Genomic DNA, 21,616 nt, shown 5'->3' with positions numbered 1-21,616 from the left:
CGGCTTAGCGACGATCAATTGGTCTTTGCTATTGAGAATGACTACTATTTCCCCATCCCTGCAATTCACCGCATCCCAGGGCTGTCGAGAGAAAAAAAGGAGTCCGCCATGTCCCACATCCGCCGGGTCGCACACCAGAACAAAACCATGCTGATGAAGACCGCCAGTTACTACTTCATCCACATTGGCGTTGCAGCCATGGTGGCTTACGCCGTCACGGGCAACCTCTGGGCCTCGCTCACCCTGAGCCTGCTGGAGCCCACAGTGCAGGCGGTGGCCTTCTTCTTCCATGAAAAGGCGTGGGACCGGGCTGCGCGGCGCGCGCCCAGCCCCGCGGCCGCCTGAATGTTTCACCGCCTCCAGCCCGTCCCTTGAGGAGATCGCCATGTACTCCATTCCCTTGCGCAGCCGCACCATGACCGGCTTGGCCTTCCAACGCTGGCTGGTGCAGCGCCTGGCAGCGCTGGCCTCTGCGGGTTGAGCCCGGCCCGCACCCAGAAACAATGCCCCGTCAAGCGGGGCATTGTGGCGCGGAGGATGGGCGAGGTATTTCGGCGATCAGGCTTTCACATCCAGCAGCGACCCCATCATTTCGTCTTGTGCCTTGATGGTCTGCAGGTTCGCCTTGAATGCGTAGGTGGCCGACATCTGCTCGACCGCTTCCTTTTCCAGCGCTACGCCCTCGGCTTCCTGCTCGCGCTGCACCGTGGCGCGCACCCCGGCGCTGTCTGCGGCTTCCTCCTGCGCCACCAACTGGCGCCGGTAGCCGGGGGTGTTCATGTTGGCCACGTTGTTGGCCGACGCATCCAGCCGCAACTGGGCGGTCTGCAGGCCGGAACTGCCGATCGAAGAAATGCTGGCCATGAACGGGCTCCGCTTTCAGTGCTGGAAGGAGTTCGCATTGTCTGCCTGCGCACGGACCGGCGCAAGCCGTCAACCATGCGCCTGCAGCAGGCATTGCGCAAACGCCTGCGCCGCGCGGGGCGGCTGGGGCGACTTGCGCAGCACGCTCACAAACTGGCAGCGGTAGTGGAACTGCGCGGGCAGCACGGCTTGCATGAGCCCCTGGCGTTCGAAGCCCTCGGCATAGTGATCGGGCAAAAAGCCCAGATAGCGGCCCGAGAGGATGAGTGTGGCGATGGACTCCTGGTCGAACCCCGTGGCCTTGCGCGGCAGGCGGGCACTGTGGCTGAGCTCCATGTTGGGCGAGTGGTAGCCCAGGCCCGCGAACTGGTAGGCGCGCAGGGCGTCCCAGGTAAGCCCCGCGTGCTCGGTGCCGAACAAGGGGTGGCGGGCACCGCAATACAGCTGCATGGTTTCGGCGAACAGGTCGGCGTAAACCAGGCTTTGCGATGTGCGGTGCGCCGGAATGATGCCCACGTGAAAGCTTCCGTCGATGAGCCCGCGCTCGATGGCGGGGATCGACGCCACGTGCATCTGCAGGCTTACCTCGGGCGCCTGCTGGGCGAAAAGGGCGATGGCGTCGCCAATGTGCGCGGCCGGGTTGCTGGCGGTTTTGTCGAACACCGCCACCTCCAGCCGCCCGCCCATGCGGCGGTGGATGTCGTCGATGCTGCTGCGAAACGCCTCTACGGCACTCAGCAGGTGCAAGGTTTCGTCGTACACGCGCTGGCCCTCGGCCGTGAGGGCGAAGCCCGCACGGCCTCGGCGGCACAGCGTGAGGCCCAGGCGGGTTTCCAGGTCCTTCATGTGGCGGCTCACGGTGCTGGTGCCGATGTTCAGCTCCAGTTCGGCGGCCGACATGCCGCCGCACTCCACCACCGCCTTGAACACCTGCAAGAGGCGCAAGTCCATGTCGCTCAACTGGCCCAGCACAGCCCGGTGCTTGGGCGAGGTGGAAGGGGGGGTTGCGGTAGGTGTCTTTACTTGCATAAATCCTCAAGTAAACATGGATATTGCTTCATTTGAGAGATTAACACCGGCCCCAACAATGGCGCTTTCCGGTTGCAGTGTCCAACCACCCTATTTATTGCCAGGAGAACGCCATGAGCTTCGCCGTCATCGACCCCAACCCCGCCGCTGCGGTGCGCACCGACGCCGCGTGGCTCGACGCCCACTGGATGCCCTTCACCGGCAATCGCAACTTCAAGGCCAAGCCGCGCATGATCGTGAGCGGCCAGGGCGCCTACTACACCGACGCCGAAGGGCGCAAGATTTTTGACGGCCTCTCGGGCCTGTGGTGCTCGGGCCTGGGCCATGGCCGCAAGGAAGTGGCCGAAGCCATCGGCCGTGCCGCCGCCACGCTGGACTACGCACCGGCGTTCCAGTTTGGCCATCCCGCCTCGTTTGCGCTGGCCAACAAGCTCAAGGAGCTGACGCCTGCGGGCCTCGATTACGTGTTCTTCACCGGCTCGGGCTCCGAGTCGGCTGATACTTCCCTCAAGATGGCACGCGCCTACTGGCGCACCAAGGGCCAGGCGAGCAAGACGCGCCTGATCGGCCGCGAAAAGGGCTACCACGGCGTGAACTACGGCGGCATCTCGGTGGGCGGCATCGTGGGCAACCGCAAGACCTTCGGCCAGGGCATCGAGGCCGACCACATCCCCCACACCCAGCCGCCCGCAGGCTCCTTCTACAAGGGCATGCCCGACACCGACGGCCGCGCGCTGGCCGACAAGCTGCTGGACGTGATTGCGCTGCACGACGCCTCCAACATCGCTGCCGTGATCGTGGAGCCTTTCTCGGGCTCGGCCGGCGTGGTGATCCCGCCCGTCGGTTACCTCGCGCGCATCCGCGAGATCTGCACGCAGAACAACATTCTGCTGATCTTTGACGAGGTCATCACCGGCTTTGGCCGCTGCGGCGCCTGGACGGGCTCTGAAGCCTTTGGCGTGACCCCCGACATCCTGAACTTTGCCAAGCAGGTCACCAACGGCGCGCAGCCGCTGGGCGGCGTGATCGCCACCAAGGAGATCTACGACACCTTCATGGCCGCGGGCGGCCCCGAGTACATGTTGGAGTTCACCCACGGCTACACCTACTCGGCCCACCCCGTGGCGTGCGCGGCGGGTAATGCGGTGCTCGACATCCTGCAAAAGGAAGCGATGCCCGAGCGCGTGAAGGCGCTGGCGCCCTACTTCGAGAACGCCGTGCACGGCCTCAAGGGTGCCAAGCACGTGGCCGACATCCGCAACTACGGCCTGGCTGCCGGCATCACCATTGCCGCCGTGCCCGGCGAGCCCGCCAAGCGCCCGTATGAGATCGCCATGAAGTGCTGGGATAAGGGCTTCTACGTGCGCTACGGTGGCGACACCATCCAGCTCGCGCCGCCCTTCATCAGCACCGAGGCCGAGATCGACCGCCTGGTCAGCGCCCTGGGCGACGCCCTGCAAGAAACGGCATAAGCCAACCGTCCTGCCGCACCATGCGCATTGCCATCCTCACCTTCGACGCCTTCAACGACCTGGATTCGCTGGTCGCGTTTGGCATGCTCAGCCGCATCACCTTGCTGGGCGACACGGACTGGAAGGTGTGCATTGCCAGCCCCACGCCACGCGTCACGTCCATGAACGGGCTCACCATCGATGCGCACGAAGACCTGAGTCAGCTGGCAGGGGCCGACGCGGTGCTGATCGGCAGCGGCATGAAAACGCGCGAGGTGGCCAACACCCCGGCGCTGATGGAGCCGCTGCGCGTGCTCAACCCCGCGCGCCAGCTGTTGGCGGCGCAGTGCTCGGGCACCTTCCTGCTCAGCCGCTTGGGGCTGCTCAGCGGCACGCCCGCCTGCACCGACTTGACCAGCAAGCCGTGGGTGGTGGAGTCGGGCGTGGACGTGGTGCCACGCGCGTTTGCGGCCCGCGGCAATGTGGCCACCGCGGGCGGTTGCCTGGCGTCGCAGTACCTGGTGGCGTGGCTGATTGCGCGCCTCAAAGGGCTGGACGCCGCGCGCGAGGTGCTGCACTACTTTGCGCCGGTGGGCGAGAAGCAGGAATTCATCGACCGTGCGTTGGCCCATGTACTGCCGACGCTGGAGGCCCAGGCCGCCTAGCAGGAAACTCCTATTTTCATAGCTGCTTGCGCTTTCTGGATAAGCGCTGGCGGCACTTTTTGCTTGAAACCACCATGAACCACGACAAGAACGTCACCACCACCGTCGGCCACCTGATCGACGGCAAGATCGTTGCCGACACGGAGCGCACGCAACCCGTGTTCAACCCCGCCACCGGCCAATCGACCACCAGCGTGGCCCTGGCCAGCAAGGCCACCGTGGAAGCCGCCATCGCCTCGGCCGAGGCCGCCTTCCCCGCCTGGCGCAACACCCCGCCGCTCAAGCGCGCGCGGGTGATGAGCAAGCTGAAAGTGCTGCTCGAAGAGAACGCCGACAAGATCGCCGCCATGATCACCGCCGAACACGGCAAGGTGCTGGCCGATGCGCACGGCGAGCTGCAGCGCGGCATCGAGAACGTGGAGTTCGCGAGCTACGCGCCCGAGCTGCTCAAGGGCGAGCACAGCCGCAACGTGGGCCCGGGCATCGACTCGTGGAGCGAGTTCCAGGCGCTGGGCGTCACGGCCGGCATCACGCCCTTCAACTTCCCGGCCATGGTGCCGCTGTGGATGTGGCCGATGGCCGTGGCCTGCGGCAACACGTTTGTGCTCAAGCCGTCCGAGCGCGACCCGACCAGCGCCCTGTTCATCGCCCAGCTGGCGCTGGAAGCGGGCCTGCCGCCCGGCGTGCTGAACGTGGTCAACGGCGACAAGTTGGCGGTGGACACGCTGCTGCAAGACCCGCGCGTCAAGGCCGTGAGCTTTGTGGGCTCCACCCCCATTGCCGAATACATCTATGCCGAAGGCTGCAAGCACGGCAAACGCGTGCAGGCCCTGGGCGGCGCCAAGAACCACGCCGTGCTCATGCCCGACGCCGACGTGGACAACGCCGTGAGCGCCTTGATGGGCGCGGCCTACGGATCGTGCGGCGAGCGCTGCATGGCCATCCCGCTGCTGGTGGCCGTGGGCGACGAAGTGGGCGACGCCGTGATTGCCGGCCTGAAGGCCGAGATCGCCAAGATGAAGGTCGGCCCCGGCACCGACAACAGCAACGACATGGGCCCGCTGGTGACCAAGCCGCACTTTGAGAAGGTGAAGGCCTATGTGGACAGCGGCGTGGCCGAAGGTGCCACGCTGGTGGTCGATGGCCGCGGCGTGAAGGTTGCGGGCCATGAGGAAGGCTACTTTTTGGGCGCGTGCCTGTTCGACAACGTCAAGCCCGGCATGAAGATCTACCAGGAAGAAATCTTCGGCCCCGTGCTCGGCGTGGTGCGCGTAAAAACGCTGCAAGAAGCCATGCAGCTCATCAACGACCACGAATACGGCAACGGCACCTGCATCTTCACCCGCGACGGCGAGGCCGCCCGCTACTTCACCGACCATATCCAGGTTGGCATGGTGGGCGTGAACGTGCCCCTGCCCGTGCCCGTGGCCTACCACTCGTTCGGCGGCTGGAAGCGCAGCCTGTTCGGCGACCTGCACGCCTACGGCCCGGATGCCGTGCGCTTCTACACCAAGCGCAAGACCATCACCCAGCGCTGGCCGAGCGCGGGCGTGCGCGAAGGCGCAGTGTTCAGCTTCCCCAGCAGCCGCTGACGGCGCGATGCAGGGGGCGGCCTGTAGCGGCCAGCGCGCCCCTGCGCCTACGGAAGCCATCGTCGAGCCACCCGCCACGCCAACCCGTCGGGGGCTGCCCGGCGTGCCGAGCCCCCGGCGCGCCTGAGCCCATTCCCGGCGCTGTATGGCCGGCGCTACTGTTCGTGACATTTGACGCTGTCAGGCCGGGTTTCGCACTGGTGAAACGGCTGCATTCCGATACACTCTGCCGACAAGGCCCTGGGCTTACCACGCCCCGGCGCAGCGCTCCATCTGATCGCGTCACCCCATCTCTGCAAGGGTTTCATCATGGCAATCATCAACGGCACCAATCTCAACAACTCCCTCAGCGGCACATCGCTCAGCGACGTCATCAGCGGATTTGATGGCAACGACACGCTTTCCGGACTGGCGGGCGACGACCAGTTGTTCGGTGGCAACGGCAATGACGTACTGAACGGGGGCACCGGCGCTGATGTGATGGACGGTGGTGATGGCAACGACACCTTCCATGTGGACAACGTGGGCGACGTGGTGAGCGGCGGCACGGGCATTGATCTGGTGCAGGTCACGCTGGCGGCCGGCATGTACACCTTGGGTGGCGACGTCGAAAACGCCACGGCCATGGGCGCCACCTTGATCAACATCACGGGTAACGGACTGGACAACAAGATCACAGGCAACAGCGCGGGCAACCAGCTGTTTGGCGACGCTGGCCACGACACGCTGGATGGCGGCGCGGGCAATGACTACCTGGAAGGCGGCACGGGCGACGATACCTATGTGGTGGACAGCCTCTCCGATCTCGTCAGTGAAGCAGGCGGCGGTGGGACCGACCTGGTGCAGGTCAAGTTCGCGTCGGGCGTCTACACCCTGGGCACCGACATCGAGAACGGCCAGGTCCTGGCATCGAGCGCGGCGGGCATCACCGGCAACGACCTCGCCAACTATCTGACCGGCAGCGGTGGCGCCAACACCCTGACGGGCGGCATCGGCAACGACACGCTGGACGGCGGGCTGGGCAGCGACAAGCTGGTCGGCGGCTTGGACAACGACACCTACATCGTCAACGTGGCGGGCGACGTGATTGTCGAAGCAGCCAACGAAGGCGATGACCATGTGCAAGTGGCTTTCACTGCGGCCGGCACCTATGTGCTGTCGGACAACATCGAGACGGCCACGGTCACCTCGGCCAGCCTGGCCGTCAACATCACGGGCAACATGCAGGACAACGTGCTCACCGGCAACGCGGGCGCCAACCTGCTGGCGGGCGGCGGCGGCAACGACACACTGATCGGCCTAGCCGGTAAAGACACGCTGGACGGCGGCGCGGGCTTCGACACGGTGATGATCAATGGCAACTTCGGCGACTACACCATCACCGCTGCGCCCACGGGCTTGGCCGGGGACATCCAGATCGTGGGCAATGGCCAGACCATCATCGTGCGCGGCGTGGAGGAGCTTGATTTCAATGGCGATGTGCGCCTGATGTCGGACCTGAGCATCCCCACCAACGGGGATGACACGCTCAATGTCACCCCCGGCATGGCCATGAATGCATTGGCCGGAAACGACACCGTCCAAGGCACTGCGGGCAACGATACCATCGACGGCGGCAAGGGCAACGACCTGATGGTGGGCGGCCTGGGCGACGACACCTACTACGTAGATTCCCTTTTCGACACCCCTCTCGAAAACCCTGGCGAAGGGACGGACCTGGTCAACGTGTCCATCGCCTCCGGCACGTACCTGCTGCCCACCGATGTGGAGCGTGTCCAGGTCACGTCCACGGGCGCCGTGAACGTGACCGCCGTGGGCGCGAACAGCTACGAAATGGTGGGTGGCAGCGGCGCCAACATCCTTACCAGCGCCGACGGCAACGACACGCTGGACGGTGGCCTGGGCATCGACAAGCTCGTCGGCGGCAAGGGCGATGATCACTATGTCGTCAACGTCGCGGGCGATGTCATCACCGAGAACGCGGACGAGGGCACGGACGATGTGCTGGTGAAGTTCTCCGCCGCTGGCACCTACCTGATGTCGGCCAACGTGGAAAACGCCGTGGCCGACACGGGGATCATCAACACCAACATCACCGGCAACGGGCTGAACAACTCCATCACCGGCAACGATGGCAACAACCTGCTGAGCGGCGGCGACGGCAAGGACACGCTGGTGGGTAGCCTGGGCAACGATACGCTCGACGGCGGCGCAGGCACCATGGACGTGGTCGACCTGAGCGCCTTCGGAACGTCGGCCAACTGGACCGCCGCGCGCCTGAGCGCGACGGAAGTCAAGCTGACCTACACCGGCGCACCCAACACGTCGGTCACGCTGCGCAATGTGGAGTTTGTGCATTTCAGCGACGTGGACACCACGCCGGGCGACCTGATTGCCAACGCCAGCACACCCTTCGCGGACAACTTGCACCTCCTGGCGCCAGGGGCCCTGGACGGCGGGGCCGGCAACGACACCCTGCATGGCTCCTCGGGCAACGACACGCTGATCGGCGGCACGGGCAACGACATCATGTTTGGCATGGGTGGCGAAGACACGTACTACGTGGACTCGGCCAGCGACGTGGCCGTGGAGAACGCTGATGAATTCCCTGGCGACGTGGACACGGTGATCGTGACGATGGCTTCGGGCACCTACGCCCTGGGCCTGGGCAACGATGTCGAGAACGGCATCATCCAGTCCACGGGCGCGGTGAACCTCACCGGTAACGAACTGGACAACACCCTGACCGGCGGCAACGGCGCCAACACCCTCATCGGCGGTGCGGGCAACGACACGATCAATGGTGGCCTGGGAGCCGACGTGCTTACCGGCGGCGCGGGCAACGACAACTTCGTGTTCAACACCCTGTTCAGCGGCACCAACGCGGACAAGGTCACGGACTTTGTGCTGGGCGAGGATCACATCACGATCGATCTCACCGGATTTGCCCATCCCGCCATGGGCGGTGCCGATCTGCAGATCAGCACGAGCACCTACTTCCGCTACAACTCCGCCACGGGTGCGCTGATGTACGACGAAGATGGCTTCGGCACGGGCAAGGCGAGCGTGAACATCGCCGTCCTGGGCACCACGACACACCCGGCGACCTTGCTGGATGCCGACGTCACCATCATTGCCTGATGCGTAGGTAACGCACCCTTGGTAGTGCCCTGCGGGCGTTGCCAGCCAAAACAAAGGCCGCCCTGGGGCGGCCTTTGTGCTTTTGCGGTGCGCCCACAGAGTCCCGTGGCCGCGCGGTGCAATGCCCTCAGCGAAGCAGCCCATTCACTGCAGCAATGCCTGAAGCTTCATCGCTTCCTGTCAGCGCCAGCAGGCGCACGTAGGCGACGAGCATTTCATAGCGCGCACGGGCCAGGTCGCGCTGGGTCTGCGCCTTCTTCTGGTCGGCGTTGAATACGTCAACAAGGGTGCGCACGCCGCCGCGCATCGATTTGCGGCTGGACTGGGCGAGTTGTTCCGCCGAGCGCTCGGCCTGCTCCAGGGCGTGGACCCGCAGGCGGCCTTCGGTCACATTGCGGAACTCGGTTGTCACGCGCAGGGCCAGATCGCGGCGCGCGGCCTCGAGCAGTTCCTCTGCCTGGGTCTGGCGCGCCAGGGCCTCGCGCGTGGCGGCGTTGACATAGCCGCCAGCGTACAGCGGCATGTTGAGCTGCACACCAATCGTGCGGTTGACATAGCGCGTGTTGGGCGAGGTGACGCTTTCACTTTCGCTTCGGCTCCACTGGGCCACGGCGTCCAGCGTGGGCAAGTGGCCCGCGCGGGCCTTTTCCACATCGAGCCGTGCGGACTCAAGCCGGGCCTGGAGCTGGCGCAGTTCAGGGCTGCGCGCCTCGGCCTGCGCCAGCCACTCCTCCAGGTTGTGGACAGGGGGACTCCAGGCGGCAAGGCGATCCACCGCGAGCGGGCGCAGCGCTTCCAGGTTCACCGGCGCGTTGATGAGCAGGGACAGCTGCCGCTGCGCAAAGCCCTGCTGCTGGCGCGCTTCCAGCTCCTGGGCCAGCGCCATGTCGAGCCGGGCCTGAGCTTCGTCGATGTCCGTGCGGGTGCCGGTGCCGCCGGCAAACTGCTTGCGGGCAGCGTCCAGCTGGGTGGTGGTGGCGGCTTTTTGTGCAGCGATGAAGTCCAACTGGTCGCGCGCGAACAGGATCTCGGTGTAAGCGTCCGCCACGCGCACGGCCAGCCTCTGCGTTTCCTTTTGCAGGCCGGCTTGCGCATCGTCCCGCTGCGCCCGTGTTTGTTCAATGCCCAGAGTGATTGCCTTGCGGTACAGCGGCTGGCGCACCGTCAGCGTGGCGTTTTTGCTGGGATAGCGATCGTTGACCGTGGCGTCTTCGCCCAGGATGTTGGGCTGGGTGCGATCGAGGTTGTTGCGCTGGTAGCCAGCGCTCAGGCTCACGTTGGGATAGCGCTGTGCCTCGGCTTGGCGGATGCGCTCGTCCCCGGCCGCCACTGCCGCGCGCGCCGCGCGGGTGGTGGCGTCCTGCAGCAAGGCGGCCTGGTAGGCTTCCTGCAGGTCCATGGCGCGGCCCGATCCTCCCAGCAGGGCCAGGCAGGCAAGTACGGCAGAGGTCGGGGCTCGCGCCATCATCTTCATCATTCTTCCTTCATCGAGCCTGCCATCCGCTTGAACAGCGGCGCCGCCAGATAGGTGAGCAGGCTGCGTCCTCCGGTCTTGATGACGACCTCGGCCGGCATGCCCGGCTGTAGCTGGCGGCTGCCAAGCTCCTTCATGCCCTCGGGCGTGAGCTTGATGCGTGCAAGGTAGTAGCTCACGTTGGTCTGGGTGTCCGTCAGCAAGTCGCCCGACACCGAGGCCACTTCCCCCTGCACCACCAGTTGCGGCGAATGGGCGAAGGAGGCAAAACGCACATCGGCGGCCAAGCCCGCATGCACCCGGTCGATGAGGTGCGGCGCCACCCTCGCCTCCAGCACCAGCGGCTCACCAGGTGGCACGATCGACATGATCTGTTGACCCGGCTGCACCACGGCTCCCACGGTCTGCACGGCCAGTCCCACCACCTGGCCTGCAACGGGCGCCACGATTTCCGTGCGGGCCAGCTCCCCGCCCAGCGCCGCGTAGCGCTTGCCTTCGGGCTCCGCATCGCGCATGGCTTCGGCCAGCGTCGTCTCGACTTCCTTGCGGTATTCCTGTTGGCGCGAGAGGATCTTCTGGCGCAGTTCGGCAATGGTCCGCTGGCCGCGCGAGGTGTTGCCCAGCAGTTCGGTCAGGGCGAGATCGGTGTCGGCGATCTGGCGTTCCAGCTCCAGCTGGCGGTTGCGCGGCACGTATCCCTCTTTCACCAGTTCGCGCGTGTGGTTGAGCTCGTCCTGCAGCAGTGCGCGCTGGGCGCGTCGTCCCTCCGCCAGGCTGGCATAGGAACGGAGCAAAGCGTGCTGGCCCTGGATGTTTTCTTCCATGCCCTGCACATCGGCCTGCAGCGAAGCGCGCCGGGATCGCAGCAACTGCGTTTGCGTGTCCACCAACTGGCGGATCTGCGGATCGGACTCTGCGGCGGCCAGCAGGTCCGGCGCAAAACGCGGGGTGTCGGCGGCGGTCCGCTCGGCTTCAAGCCGGCCTTGCATGGCACGCAAGGTGAAGTAGCGCAGTCGCGATGTTTCATAGTGGGCGCGCGTGGTGGCGTCGTCCAGCGCAATGAGGGGCTGGCCGTCCTTCACCGCCTGGCCTTCGTGCACGAACACCTGGCGCACGATGCCCCCGGTGAGGTGCTGCACCACCTTGCGCTTGGTATCCAGGGCCACGATGCCCTGGCTGGGAACGCCCTCATCCAGCGGCGCGAAAGCGGCCCAGAGCAGGAAGCCGCCCAACCCGAGGCCCAGCGTCCACAGGCCGATGCGCGCGGCGCGGCCCGTGTCGGTCGGAGGCTCCAGCGGAGAGGGGGGTGTCGTGGGTGTCGGCATGGGTTCCATCGTAAAAGTAGCTCAGGCAGGCAGCGCCTGGGATGTCGCCGGTGACGGCCGCAGTTGCGCAAGCACCGCATCGCGCGGCCCCTGGGCGCGCAGGCGTCCCTCGTGCAGCACCAGCACTTGGTCGGCCAGCGCCAGTGCCCCTGGGCGGTGTGTGATGAGGAAAACAGTGGCGCCGCGGGCGGCCAGCGCGCGCAGCGATTGCAGCAACGCCGCCTCCCCTGCATCGTCCAGGTGGGCATTCGGCTCGTCGAGCACCACGAGGTCGGGCTCGCCGTACAGCGCACGCGCCAGGGCTATGCGCTGGCGCTGGCCGCCCGACAGGGCGCGGCCGCCTTCGCCCACCGGCGTGTCATAGCCTTGGGGCAGGCGCAATACCATGTCATGCAGGCCGGCGGCCTTGGCCGCTGCCACGACTTTCGCGGCGTCGACCACGCCATCCTGGGTGTGAAACCGTGCAATGTTTTCTGCCACGGTGCCGTTGAACAGGGCGGTTTCCTGCGGCAAGTAACCCACGCGCCGGCCGCCGGTGTTCAGCTCGCCTGCCGACGCTGGCCAAGCATGGGCCAACGCGCGCGCCAACGTGGACTTCCCCGACCCCGATGCCCCCAGGACGACCGTGATCGTGCCAGGCTGGGCCACGAAGTCCAGCGCGTGGAGGATGGTCTGCGCCCGGCCTGGCGCGGCGACGCACAGGCCGCGGGCGACGACCGGGCTTGCGGGTGCTGCGGGCGGTGCGAAGCTCGTGGAAAGGCCGTCCTGCGTGGGGTAAGCCGCGAGCAGTTGCGCCAGGCGGTCATAGGCTGCGCGTGCACCCAGCAAGCCCCGCCACACCCCCACCAACTGGTCAATGGGTGCCAGCGCGCGCGCCATGAGAACGTTGGCGGCAATCATGGCGCCGGGTGTGAGTTCGCCCCGAATGACCAGAATGGCCCCCGCAGCCAGCGAGGCGGTCTGCTGCGCATAGCGCACGTATTTGCTCCAGGCCACGACGCGGTGGGTGAGCCCTTGCAGCGCCGCGTGGCGCTGGGCGGCTCGCTGGTGCAGGCCTAGCCATCGTTGGCGTAGCGGGACCGCCATGCCCAGCGCCTCCACGGCTTCGGCGTTGCGCAACTTGCCCTGCAGGTAGGCGTGGGATTCGGCCTGGGCCTGCGCCAACGACTCGGCAGGTGCCATCGTGCGGTGGTGGCCCAGCCACGCCAGCGCCGCCTGTACCAGTGCGAAACAGATGGCCACCACGCCCAGCAAAGGGTGCAGCAGGAACAGTGCGGCCACGTACACCAGCGTCCACGGCAAGTCACAGAAGGCGAGGATGCCCGGGCCCGTGAGAAACTGGCGCAGCTCCGTCCAGTCGGTAAATGGCTGTGTTCGCTGGGCATCGGGTTCGTGTGCGCTGCGCGCGAAGGCGGCGGCCCCGATGCGTCCACTCAGCGTGGCATCGAGCCGGGCTCCCAGGCGCACCAGAAGGCGCGCCCGGATCGCATCGGCAAAGCCCATGGCCACGAAGAGGAACAGCGTGATCAACGAGACCACCAGCAAGGTGACTTCGCTGTGGCTGACCATGACGCGGTCGTACACCTGAAGCATGTAAAGGGTGGGCGTGAGCAGCAGCACGCTCGCCACCATGCTGAAGAGGCCCACGGCGGCCCAGGCGCGGCGCTGGCTCCACAAGGCCTGCGCGATCTCGCCGCGCGGCGGGTTGTTGAAAAGGCTCATGTCACGCGGGGCGCGGGGGTGTTTCCGTTGCCGTAGTTGTTCTGGTTGGCCTTCTGCAGCGCGGCCATCACCTCGTCGCGCGGGCCGAAGGCCCGCTGCGTACCGCCATGCAGTACCAGGGCCTTGTCGGCCACGGCCAGCACGCCGGGCAGATGGGTCATGACCACGACCGTCGCGCCGCGCGCCTTGGTGGCGGCGATGGCTTGCACCAGCGCCTGGTTTCCGGCCTCGTCCAGGCTCGCATTGGGCTCATCCAGGACCACGAAGGCTGGCTTGCCATACAGCGCGCGCGCCAGGGCCACGCGCTGGCGCTGGCCGCCTGAAAGCATGACGCCCTCATCTCCGACCGGCGAGTCATAGCCCTGTGGCAGGGCCGTGATCCAGTCGTGCAGTCCCACGGCTCGCGCGGCTTCGTGCAGCGCTGCAGTGTCGGCGTCGCCAAAGCGCGCGATGTTTTCGGCGAGCGTGCCCGCCAGCAACTCCACGTTTTGGGGCACGTAACCCAGATGGCGCCCGAGTTCAGCCTTGTTCCAGGCGCTGATGTCGGCACCGTCGAGCCGCACCGTGCCCGCCAGCGGCGGCCACAATCCCACGAGCATGCGTGCGAGCGTGGTCTTGCCCGAGGCAGAAGGGCCGATCACGGCCAACACCTCGCCCGGCTTCAGCGCAAACGCAATGTGGCGCAGCATGGGGGGGCCGCCAGCGGCGGCCGCGGCCGTCAACCCTTCCACCGCCACATGGCCCTGGGGCGCGGGCAGGGCCATGGCCGGCGCAGCGGCCGGAAGGCGCTCGAGCAGGTTGGATAGGCGCTGCCACGCGAGCCGGGCCTGCACCACATTGCGCCATTGCGATACCAGCTGCACCAGCGGCGAAAGCACGCGCGCTCCCAGCACCGAGCTAACGATGAGCATGCCGCCCCCGCCGGTCAGTTCGTCATGCAACAAGAGCCATGCCCCCAGGCCCAGCAGCGCGGACGCGAGCGTGGTCTGCAGGCCCCGCCCCAGCGCCTGGTACAGCCCCGCGTTGTCCGAGGCGCGCGCCTGCAGTGCCAGCGTCTCGCGGTGCAGGCGCAGCCAGCGTGCCTGCATGTCAGGCGCCATCCCCAGGGCTGCCACCACGTCGGCGTGCCGCAACGTCCCCTCGACATACATGCGCGCCTGGATGTCGGCCTGGTTCGCCAGCGCCAGGGGCTGTGCCGTTCCGCGCTCGTTGAACCAGGAGAGCAGGCCCTGCACCAGCGCCAGCGCGAGCGCCACCCACCCGAGCAGGGGCTGGATCATGAACAGGACCACCAGCGCGACCACAGCGACCGGGGATTCGAGCGCTGCAGCCAGTGCCGTGCTGTGAAAGGCATCGCGCAGCGTTCGCAAGTCCGCCAGCGGTTGCGTGCCCAGGGCTTGGCCCTTCTTGAGGTGGGCCGCATGGGTGGCCTCGAACACCCGCGGGGCCAGCTGCGTGTCGAATGCGCTGCCGGCTTCGCGCAGGGTTTCGCTGCGCGCCCACTCCAGCACTTCCATCACCGCCAGCGCCACCAGCACCATCAGGGTGAGCATGCCCAGGGTAAGGAGGTCCCGGCTGTCCACCACGCGCCCGTACACCTCGAACATGTACACGGTGGGCACCAGCACCAGCAAACCTGCCAGCACTGAAAACATGAAAGCCCGCCGCAGGGCGGGCACCTGCCGTGCGAGGGCCTTTGCCGTTTCCGTCGGAGCGGTCATTGGGGGGGCCTGAAGGTTGGCCCGCGTCGGGCATCTGGCCCGCCGCAGCCAGCCGTCCGGTCCGCCGCGTGCAGGATGGACCAGGTCGCAGCTGCACTCCGGGAGGAGGGGCGAGCGTGGAATTCTTGTGGTTGGTGCATGAAAGGCTCCGAACGCGAGAGTTTGAAGCATTTTTTAACGGGCACGCCGCTGGAGCCCCGATCGGCAGCGGTCCGGGAGCAAGTTTTCGATGGATGTTGTTTTCGCGTCAGCGTGGTTTGTCCACGCATGGGGCTGGATGAAGTACCCCACCCATAAGCAGATTCGCTTACTAGGGTTTTCACGGCCATCCCCCTACAATCGCACACCCTTACAAAGCTGACAGCCGCGCAAGAGCGCCTGCAGCGCAGGTTTTAGTCACTGGAGACACTGAATGCCCGAGAACGACACGGCCCAGAACAATCAACTCGACAAGCGCGCTCAACTGCGCCGTGCCGCTCTGGAGTACCACGAGTTTCCCAAGCCGGGCAAAGTCGCCATCGCTGCCACCAAGCAGATGGTCAACCAGCACGACCTGGCGTTGGCCTATTCGCCCGGCGTGGCAGCCCCTTGCGAAGAGATCGTCAAAGACCCGGCCAACGCCTTCCGCTACACCTCGCGCGGCAACCTGGTGGCGGTGATCAGTAACGGCACTGCGGTGCTGGGTCTGGGTGACATCGGCGCGCTGGCCTCCAAGCCCGTGATGGAAGGCAAGGGCGTGCTGTTCAAGAAGTTCGCCGGCGTGGATGTGTTCGACATCGAGATCGACGAGAAGGATCCTGCCAAGCTGGTGGAGGTCATCGCCGCGCTGGAGCCCACCTTCGGGGCTGTCAACCTGGAGGACATCAAGGCGCCTGACTGCTTCTACGTGGAGCGCGAGCTGCGCAAGCGCATGAAGATCCCGGTCTTCCATGACGACCAGCACGGCACGGCCATCACGGTGGCGGCTGCCATGGTCAATGCCCTCAAGGTGGCGGGCAAGAAGATCGAAGACGTGAAGCTCGTGACCAGCGGTGCGGGCGCGGCAGCGCTGGCCTGTCTGAACCTGCTGCTCAAGGTGGGCGTGCAGCGCAAGAACGTTTTCGTGACCGATTTGGCCGGCGTGGTGTACGAAGGCCGCGAAGAGCTCATGGACGATGACAAGCGCCAGTTCATGCAGAAGACGGACGCGCGAAAGCTGGCCGAGGTGATCGTTGGTGCAGACGTGTTCCTGGGCCTGTCGGCCGGCAACGTGCTCAAGCCCGAGATGGTGGCCAGCATGGCCGAGCGTCCGGTGATTTTTGCCCTGGCCAACCCCAACCCCGAAATCACGCCCGAGCTGGCGCACAGCGTGCGCAGCGACATCATCATGGCCACGGGGCGCTCCGACTATCCGAACCAGGTCAACAACGTCCTGTGCTTTCCATACATCTTCCGCGGTGCGCTGGACTGCGGCGCCACCACCATCACCGATGAGATGGAAATCGCGGCGGTGCACGCCATCGCCGAGCTGGCCCAGGCCGAGCAGAGCGAAGTGGTGGCCGCAGCCTATGTGGGCGAGAAGCTGTCGTTCGGCCCCGAGTACCTGATCCCCAAGCCGTTCGACCCGCGCCTGATGATGAAGATCGCCCCCGCCGTGGCCCAGGCGGCGGCCGACAGCGGCGTGGCGCAGCGCCCCATCGCCGACATGGACGCGTACCGCGACCGGCTGCAGACCTTTGTCTACGCCTCCGGCACGACGATGAAACCCATCTTCGACGCAGCACGCACCGCCGCCAAGAAGCGCGTGGCCTACGCTGAGGGCGAGGAAGAACGCGTGCTGCGCGCCGCGCAGATCGTGGTGGACGAGAAGGTGGCCCGCCCGACGCTGATCGGCCGCCCCGCCATCATTGCCCAGCGCATCGAAAAGTTTGGCCTGCGCCTGAAGGAAGGCGTGGACTATGACGTGGTCAACACCGACTTCGACCACCGCTACCGCGACTTCTGGCAGACCTACCACCGCATGACCGAGCGCAAGGGCATCACCCAGCAGGTCGCAAAAATCGAAATGCGCCGCCGCCTCACGCTGATTGGCGCGATGATGCTGCACAAGGGCGAGGTGGACGGCCTGATCTGCGGCACCTGGGGCACCACGGCCAACCACCTGATGTACATCGACCAGGTGATCGGCAAGCACGCGGGCGGCGCCGACAGCACCGCGCAGGATGTGCCGGTGTACGCCTGCATGAACGGCCTGATGCTGCCCGGCCGCCAGGTGTTCCTGGTGGACACCCACGTGAACTACGACCCCACGCCGCAGGAGCTGGCCGAGATCACCGCGCTGGCCGCCGAGGAAATGATGCGCTTTGGCCTCAAGCCCAAGGCCGCGCTGCTGTCGCATTCCAACTTCGGCACCAGCAACCACCCCAGCGCCGTGAAGATGCGCCAGACGCTGGAGCTGCTGCGCCAGCAGGCCCCCTGGCTTGAAGTGGATGGCGAAATGCACGGCGACGTGGCGCTGGACGGCAAGGCCCGTGCCGCCCTCATGCCCAGCAGTGAACTCACCGGCGATGCGAATCTGCTGGTGTTCCCCAACATTGATGCCGCCAACATTGCCTACAACCTCCTCAAGACGGCAGCAGGCGGCGGCATCGCCATTGGCCCTGTGCTGCTGGGCGCGGCCAAACCCGTCCACATCCTGACGCCCAGTGCCACCGTGCGCCGGATTGTCAACATGACAGCCTTGACCGTGGCGGATGCCAACGTCGCAAGATAAGCCATAAAGCCGTAGCAAGCGCTAACTTTGGTTGCTTGTCCTACCCTTCAGCGTCTGCTCAATCTTTGTGCAGGCGCTTGCTTTTTGGGGGCCGTTGAGCGACACTAGCGGCTCGAAATTTCGGGTAAACCCGTAGTTTCTGAAAGGTTTCGTTGATGCTGAAGGCTGTAGCCACCCGGGCGCGCAAAGCAGGGTTCTTGTGTGCGTTGGGTGTTGCGTTCGTGTTGTCCCCGGTGGCGGGGCATGCCCGGAACTCGCCGCCCACCGGCGGCTCCCTATCTCCCATTGCATTGGCCGAGTTGCCTCCTCAGGGGCGTGAGACTTATGCGCTGATCCGTGAGGGAGGGCCTTTTCCGTATGACAAGGACGGAACAGTTTTCGGTAATCGCGAGCGGCTGCTGCCCCCCCAACACCGGGGCTACTACCGTGAATACACCGTCAGAACGCCAGGATCGCGAAACCGGGGAGCCCGGCGCATTGTGTGTGGCGGCAAGCCCCGGGTTCCGGATGCGTGCTACTACACCAGCGATCACTACGCCAGTTTTCGCGAAATCGTCGAGTGACCCCCGTTGCGCTGCACGCAGGCCAGAGCTACGCTGGCGGCGGTCAGTGCGCCCCTTTTGAATCCCCACCCGCAGGCAGCGCCCGCAGCCTTGCGAAACGCCAGAGTTTGTGGACTTTAAAAAGAAAGAGTAGCGGAGATGCAAACGCCACTTCGTAAAGACCTGGAGACGCCACTGCGTGGCGTGCGCACCAATATCGTCCAGTCCATTCGCGCCTTCCGCGTGCAGGACCTGCAGGACGCCGCCACCTCCATGGGTCACCATTTCTTGTACGCCAACCTGGCCCACGCGCAGTCCAAGCAGGATGTGCTGGACCTGATTGCCGCCCAATTCACCTTCCCGTCGCATTTCGGCAAGAATTTTGATGCGCTGTACGACTGCATGACGGATCCCTTGCACAAATCGGGCCCGCAGCCTGGCTTCATCGTGGTGCTGGAGCAGATCCCCGCCACGGGCAAGTTCGACAAGGAGGCGCGGGAACAGCTGCTCGATATCTTCCGCGACGCTGCCGACTACTGGGGCGATCGCAAGATACCGTTCCGGTGTTTCTATTCTTTTCTGTAGCCCGTTCTGCATCCACCAGCCAAGCAGAACGGGCGAACGAGGCTACCAGCACCCAGGACGTCCAAGGCATTGAGATCGGCGCGGATTCCGCCGAGAAAATGCCGACCGACAAGCTTGTCGACGTGTCGCCGATGGCGCTGCGCATGAGCAGCCCTTTCAACGCGGGCTATTGGCTCAGCGCGGCCTGAACTTCGGTGCATCCCCCTGAGCGGCTTTGCCGCTTCCTCCTTCTCTCGAATTGTTGTGCGATTCGGGGAAGGGGGACACCGCCAGCGCGGCGGCCCTAGCGCAGCGGTCGCTGGTCTGTGCCGCGCCGGTTGCCACGCTAGTGGCGAAGTCAAGCGCATCAAGGTGGCGGCCGCGATGTCGCGGGGGCAGGTCGGGGTTAGCGAAGCGTAACCCGACACACTCTGCACTTCACAAGCCAAAAAAGGCTCCAGCGCTTGCCTAGTCAGCGCTGGAAGCTATCAATTTTAGAGCATTCCTGCGCCAGTGCTACGTACTCTTCCACGGGCACTTCCTCGGCGCGGCGCTGGGTGTCGAAATGGCCGGCGAACTGGCGGGCTTCGAGCCAGCGGCCCAGCGTGTGGCGCAGCAGTTTGCGGCGCTGGCTGAAGGCGACCTGGACCAGTTCCTCCAGCAGCGGGACCGACAAAGGCGCGGGCTCTGCATGCGGCACCATGCGCACCACGGCGCTGTCCACACGCGGGGGAGGATCGAAGCTCTCGGGCGGCACGAACAGCACGTTTTCCATCGCATACCGCCACTGCAGCATGACCGACAGGCGACCGTAGTCGCCGGTGGCAGGCTGCGCCACCATGCGGTCGATCACTTCCTTTTGCAGCATGAAGTGCTGGTCTTCAATGACCTGCACGTGCTCCAGCAGGTGGAACAGGATGGGCGTGGAGATGTTGTAGGGCAGGTTGCCCACCACGCGCAGCCGCAAGTCGGGCTGTCCGGCTTTCTCGCGCATGGCGTGTGCGAGGGCAGTGAAGTCCACCTTGAGCACGTCGGACTCGATCACTTCGAGCTGGCCGTGCAGCCGCAATCGAAGGGCAAGATCGCGGTCGAGTTCGATGACCGTGAGGCGCCCCAGGCGCTCTACCAGGGGTTGTGTCAGCGCTGCCAGCCCCGGCCCGATCTCGACCATGGGTTGACCCGGCTGCGGCGCAATGGCTTGCACGATGCCATCGATGATCCCGTGGTCGGACAGAAAGTGCTGCCCGAAGCGTTTGCGGGGAATATGCTTCATTGCGGCGGATCGCGGTACTCGACGTAGGCCCGGCCGCGCAACTCCTGGGCCCAAGTGGCGTAGGCCTCGTCCAGCTTTTTCTCGCGCACGGTATCGCGCGCCATGTCGCGCTGCTCGCGCTGGGTGAGCTTGGCCTGGCGGCGTTCCAGCAACTGGATCAGGTGCACGCCGAAACGCGAGACCACAGGTTCGCTGATGTCGCCGGGCGCGAGGGCGTTCAGGGCTTGCTCGAACTCGGGCACGTAGCGGCCCGGCGTGGCCCAGCCCAGGTCGCCGCCATCCTTGGCACTGCCGTCCTGCGAGTGCTCGCGCGCCAAGGCGCCAAAGTCGGCCAGGCCCGCCTGCACGCGGCGGCGGTACTCGGCCAGGCGTGCGGCTGCGGCGCTTTCGGACAGCTGCGGCCCCGTGCGAAGCAGGATGTGGCGGGCGTGGTTCTGCATCACCGTGGTGGGCAAGCCGGCCGTGACGCGCTCGATCACCTTGAGCACGTGGAACCCTGCGGGCGAGCGCACCGGCCCCACGATGCTGCCCACTGGCAGGCCCAGCGTGGAGTTGACGAAAAGCTCAGGGTAGCGGTCGGCCGGGCGCAGGCCCAGCTGGCCGGCATTGCGCTGACCTTCGGGCGCATCGGAAAATTCGCGTGCCACTGCGGCGAAATCCTCACCGGCGCGCACCTTGTCGGCCGCCCTCTGGGCCCGGGCTTGGCGTGCCGCCACTTCGGCAGGGCTGGCGTTTTCGGGCACCAGCACCAGCACGTGCCCCAGGTTGATCTCCATGGCGGTGGCATCGGTGCCCGCCTGCTGCTCGCGCAGGTACTGGTCGATGTCCAGGTCGGAAACCTTCACGCGCGCTTCCACTTCGCGCTCGCGCAGGCGCTGCAGCAGCAACTGGTTGCGCAGTTCTTCGCGAAAGCGCTCCTTGCCCATGCCGTCGCGCCCCAGGCGACGGTACAGCTCGTCCACCGACATGCTGTTCTGCCGTGCGACGCCCTGCTCGGCCTGCGATACGGCGAAATCGTCCACCTTGATGCCGGCCTCCTTGGCCTGCTGCAGTTGCACGCGTTCCAGGATGATCCGCTCCAGGACTTCGCGAGCCAGCAGGTCGCGCGGAGGCATGGCTCCGCCCTGCTGGGCCAGCTGCGCTTCGGCGCGCGCCATCCGCGCCCGCACTTCGTTGTTGGTGACCGGCTCGGAGTTGACGACGGCGACGATGAAGTCTGCCTGCCGAGGCGTTGCATCACTGGTGCTGCCCTGCGCCGGCAGCGTGATCGACGGCGTGGCCGGCGGGCGCGCCGTCAGGCCCTTGCCGGTCGGGGCGCCGGAAGGGCGCAGCCCTTGGGCCAGGGCACCCTGCGACAAGAGGGATGCCAGAGCGGCGATGGCCAGTGCGATGACTCGGTGATTCATGGCGTTAAGCGGTGAGAGCGTGGGTGGGCACGTTGCCGTGCTGGCGAAAACGGGGGGCGGGGCCGCGGCAACCTGGAGCAGGGCGCGGCGGATTT

General features: G+C 66.0%; 17 protein-coding genes. 9 read left to right on the top strand and 8 right to left on the bottom strand.

Translation table 11 applies throughout. The features are described from left to right. The first annotated feature begins 108 nt into the window (after nucleotides 1-108). Nucleotides 109-345 carry a DUF2061 domain-containing protein gene (locus tag MRY84_RS06600; protein ID WP_291504947.1) on the top strand — a complete coding sequence of 79 codons (237 nt, stop codon included), beginning with the start codon at nucleotides 109-111 and terminating at the stop codon, nucleotides 343-345. Nucleotides 346-558: 213 nt separating this feature from the next. Here the strand turns inward: MRY84_RS06600 and MRY84_RS06595 are convergent, their stop codons facing one another. Next, the gene (locus MRY84_RS06595; RefSeq protein WP_291504946.1) at nucleotides 559-864 is read right to left on the bottom strand and encodes a flagellar basal body protein; all 306 of its coding nucleotides are present in this window, start codon (nucleotides 862-864) and stop codon (nucleotides 559-561) included. Nucleotides 865-933: 69 nt separating this feature from the next. Next, nucleotides 934-1,893 (bottom strand): LysR family transcriptional regulator, encoded by a 960-nt coding sequence (locus tag MRY84_RS06590; protein WP_291504945.1) that lies wholly within the window; start codon nucleotides 1,891-1,893, stop codon nucleotides 934-936. Nucleotides 1,894-2,006: 113 nt separating this feature from the next. Between MRY84_RS06590 and MRY84_RS06585 the strand changes: the two genes are divergently transcribed. The 4 genes from MRY84_RS06585 to MRY84_RS06570 all read left to right on the top strand — a co-directional run bounded on the left by MRY84_RS06585 (nucleotide 2,007) and on the right by MRY84_RS06570 (nucleotide 8,742). Beyond that, on the top strand, nucleotides 2,007-3,365 hold the full coding sequence (locus tag MRY84_RS06585; RefSeq protein WP_291504944.1) for an aspartate aminotransferase family protein: 1,359 nt from the start codon (nucleotides 2,007-2,009) through the stop codon (nucleotides 3,363-3,365). A 20-nt stretch (nucleotides 3,366-3,385) separates the two neighbouring features. Beyond that, nucleotides 3,386-4,009 (top strand): DJ-1/PfpI family protein, encoded by a 624-nt coding sequence (locus MRY84_RS06580; protein ID WP_291504943.1) that lies wholly within the window; start codon nucleotides 3,386-3,388, stop codon nucleotides 4,007-4,009. Nucleotides 4,010-4,083: 74 nt separating this feature from the next. Then, nucleotides 4,084-5,601 carry a CoA-acylating methylmalonate-semialdehyde dehydrogenase gene (locus MRY84_RS06575; protein WP_291504942.1) on the top strand — a complete coding sequence of 506 codons (1,518 nt, stop codon included), beginning with the start codon at nucleotides 4,084-4,086 and terminating at the stop codon, nucleotides 5,599-5,601. 309 nt (nucleotides 5,602-5,910) lie between these two features. Then, a complete protein-coding gene (locus MRY84_RS06570; protein WP_291504941.1) occupies nucleotides 5,911-8,742 on the top strand; it encodes a calcium-binding protein in 2,832 nt (943 codons plus the stop codon). Nucleotides 8,743-8,869: 127 nt separating this feature from the next. Here the strand turns inward: MRY84_RS06570 and MRY84_RS06565 are convergent, their stop codons facing one another. Genes MRY84_RS06565 through MRY84_RS06550 form a run of 4 tightly spaced genes read right to left on the bottom strand, consistent with a single transcriptional unit; the run spans nucleotide 8,870 to nucleotide 14,984 of the window. After that, a complete protein-coding gene (locus tag MRY84_RS06565) occupies nucleotides 8,870-10,216 on the bottom strand; it encodes a TolC family outer membrane protein (protein WP_291504940.1) in 1,347 nt (448 codons plus the stop codon). Beyond that, the gene (locus tag MRY84_RS06560; protein ID WP_291504939.1) at nucleotides 10,216-11,541 is read right to left on the bottom strand and encodes an HlyD family type I secretion periplasmic adaptor subunit; all 1,326 of its coding nucleotides are present in this window, start codon (nucleotides 11,539-11,541) and stop codon (nucleotides 10,216-10,218) included. Before MRY84_RS06560 ends, MRY84_RS06565 begins: the two co-directional genes overlap by 1 nt. Before the next feature lie 21 nt (nucleotides 11,542-11,562). Next, on the bottom strand, nucleotides 11,563-13,263 hold the full coding sequence (locus tag MRY84_RS06555; protein WP_291504938.1) for a type I secretion system permease/ATPase: 1,701 nt from the start codon (nucleotides 13,261-13,263) through the stop codon (nucleotides 11,563-11,565). Next, nucleotides 13,260-14,984 carry a type I secretion system permease/ATPase gene (locus tag MRY84_RS06550; RefSeq protein ID WP_291504937.1) on the bottom strand — a complete coding sequence of 575 codons (1,725 nt, stop codon included), beginning with the start codon at nucleotides 14,982-14,984 and terminating at the stop codon, nucleotides 13,260-13,262. Before MRY84_RS06550 ends, MRY84_RS06555 begins: the two co-directional genes overlap by 4 nt. Nucleotides 14,985-15,396: 412 nt before the next feature. On the opposite strand from MRY84_RS06550, the gene MRY84_RS06545 reads away from it, so the two are divergent. From MRY84_RS06545 to MRY84_RS06530, 4 genes are all read left to right on the top strand, one after another. Continuing rightward, nucleotides 15,397-17,736: an NADP-dependent malic enzyme gene (locus MRY84_RS06545; RefSeq protein ID WP_291504936.1), complete on the top strand. Its 2,340-nt coding sequence runs from the start codon at nucleotides 15,397-15,399 to the stop codon at nucleotides 17,734-17,736. Between the two features lie 155 nt (nucleotides 17,737-17,891). Continuing rightward, nucleotides 17,892-18,299, top strand: a complete 408-nt coding sequence (locus tag MRY84_RS06540; RefSeq protein WP_291504935.1) for a ribonuclease — start codon at nucleotides 17,892-17,894, stop codon at nucleotides 18,297-18,299. Nucleotides 18,300-18,437: 138 nt separating this feature from the next. After that, nucleotides 18,438-18,863: a barstar family protein gene (locus MRY84_RS06535; RefSeq protein WP_015016366.1), complete on the top strand. Its 426-nt coding sequence runs from the start codon at nucleotides 18,438-18,440 to the stop codon at nucleotides 18,861-18,863. Beyond that, complete coding sequence (locus tag MRY84_RS06530) at nucleotides 18,842-19,051, top strand: hypothetical protein (RefSeq protein WP_291504934.1); 210 nt, start codon at nucleotides 18,842-18,844, stop codon at nucleotides 19,049-19,051. The genes MRY84_RS06535 and MRY84_RS06530 overlap by 22 nt, the downstream gene beginning before the upstream one ends. A 263-nt stretch (nucleotides 19,052-19,314) precedes the next feature. Here MRY84_RS06530 and rsmA read toward each other — a convergent pair whose 3' ends face one another. Both rsmA and MRY84_RS06520 read right to left on the bottom strand, forming a co-directional pair. Next, nucleotides 19,315-20,115, bottom strand: a complete 801-nt coding sequence (gene rsmA, locus MRY84_RS06525) for a 16S rRNA (adenine(1518)-N(6)/adenine(1519)-N(6))-dimethyltransferase RsmA (protein WP_291504933.1) — start codon at nucleotides 20,113-20,115, stop codon at nucleotides 19,315-19,317. Then, nucleotides 20,112-21,521, bottom strand: coding sequence for a peptidylprolyl isomerase (locus MRY84_RS06520; protein WP_291504932.1), 1,410 nt, complete (start codon nucleotides 21,519-21,521; stop codon nucleotides 20,112-20,114). The genes rsmA and MRY84_RS06520 overlap by 4 nt, the downstream gene beginning before the upstream one ends. Between the last annotated feature and the right edge of the window lie 95 nt (nucleotides 21,522-21,616).

Origin of the sequence: Acidovorax sp. (genome assembly GCF_022763525.1) — a bacterium.
Lineage (GTDB): Bacteria > Pseudomonadota > Gammaproteobacteria > Burkholderiales > Burkholderiaceae_C > Acidovorax.
The sequence above is the reverse complement of the archived record's forward strand: the minus strand, read 5'-3'. Positions and strand labels throughout refer to the sequence as shown.

What these genes read in the sequence shown, in the direction of transcription:
- MRY84_RS06585 (WP_291504944.1), top strand. Translation starts at nt 2,007, where the DNA reads ATGAGCTTCGCCGTCATCGACCCCAACCCCGCCGCTGCGGTGCGCACC.
- MRY84_RS06590 (WP_291504945.1), bottom strand. Translation starts at nt 1,893, where the DNA reads ATGCAAGTAAAGACACCTACCGCAACCCCCCCTTCCACCTCGCCCAAG.
- MRY84_RS06540 (WP_291504935.1), top strand. Translation starts at nt 17,892, where the DNA reads ATGCTGAAGGCTGTAGCCACCCGGGCGCGCAAAGCAGGGTTCTTGTGT.
- MRY84_RS06600 (WP_291504947.1), top strand. Translation starts at nt 109, where the DNA reads ATGTCCCACATCCGCCGGGTCGCACACCAGAACAAAACCATGCTGATG.
- MRY84_RS06520 (WP_291504932.1), bottom strand. Translation starts at nt 21,521, where the DNA reads ATGAATCACCGAGTCATCGCACTGGCCATCGCCGCTCTGGCATCCCTC.
- MRY84_RS06580 (WP_291504943.1), top strand. Translation starts at nt 3,386, where the DNA reads ATGCGCATTGCCATCCTCACCTTCGACGCCTTCAACGACCTGGATTCG.
- MRY84_RS06595 (WP_291504946.1), bottom strand. Translation starts at nt 864, where the DNA reads ATGGCCAGCATTTCTTCGATCGGCAGTTCCGGCCTGCAGACCGCCCAG.
- MRY84_RS06555 (WP_291504938.1), bottom strand. Translation starts at nt 13,263, where the DNA reads ATGAGCCTTTTCAACAACCCGCCGCGCGGCGAGATCGCGCAGGCCTTG.
- rsmA (WP_291504933.1), bottom strand. Translation starts at nt 20,115, where the DNA reads ATGAAGCATATTCCCCGCAAACGCTTCGGGCAGCACTTTCTGTCCGAC.
- MRY84_RS06575 (WP_291504942.1), top strand. Translation starts at nt 4,084, where the DNA reads ATGAACCACGACAAGAACGTCACCACCACCGTCGGCCACCTGATCGAC.
- MRY84_RS06545 (WP_291504936.1), top strand. Translation starts at nt 15,397, where the DNA reads ATGCCCGAGAACGACACGGCCCAGAACAATCAACTCGACAAGCGCGCT.
- MRY84_RS06560 (WP_291504939.1), bottom strand. Translation starts at nt 11,541, where the DNA reads ATGCCGACACCCACGACACCCCCCTCTCCGCTGGAGCCTCCGACCGAC.
- MRY84_RS06535 (WP_015016366.1), top strand. Translation starts at nt 18,438, where the DNA reads ATGCAAACGCCACTTCGTAAAGACCTGGAGACGCCACTGCGTGGCGTG.
- MRY84_RS06570 (WP_291504941.1), top strand. Translation starts at nt 5,911, where the DNA reads ATGGCAATCATCAACGGCACCAATCTCAACAACTCCCTCAGCGGCACA.
- MRY84_RS06565 (WP_291504940.1), bottom strand. Translation starts at nt 10,216, where the DNA reads ATGAAGATGATGGCGCGAGCCCCGACCTCTGCCGTACTTGCCTGCCTG.
- MRY84_RS06550 (WP_291504937.1), bottom strand. Translation starts at nt 14,984, where the DNA reads ATGACCGCTCCGACGGAAACGGCAAAGGCCCTCGCACGGCAGGTGCCC.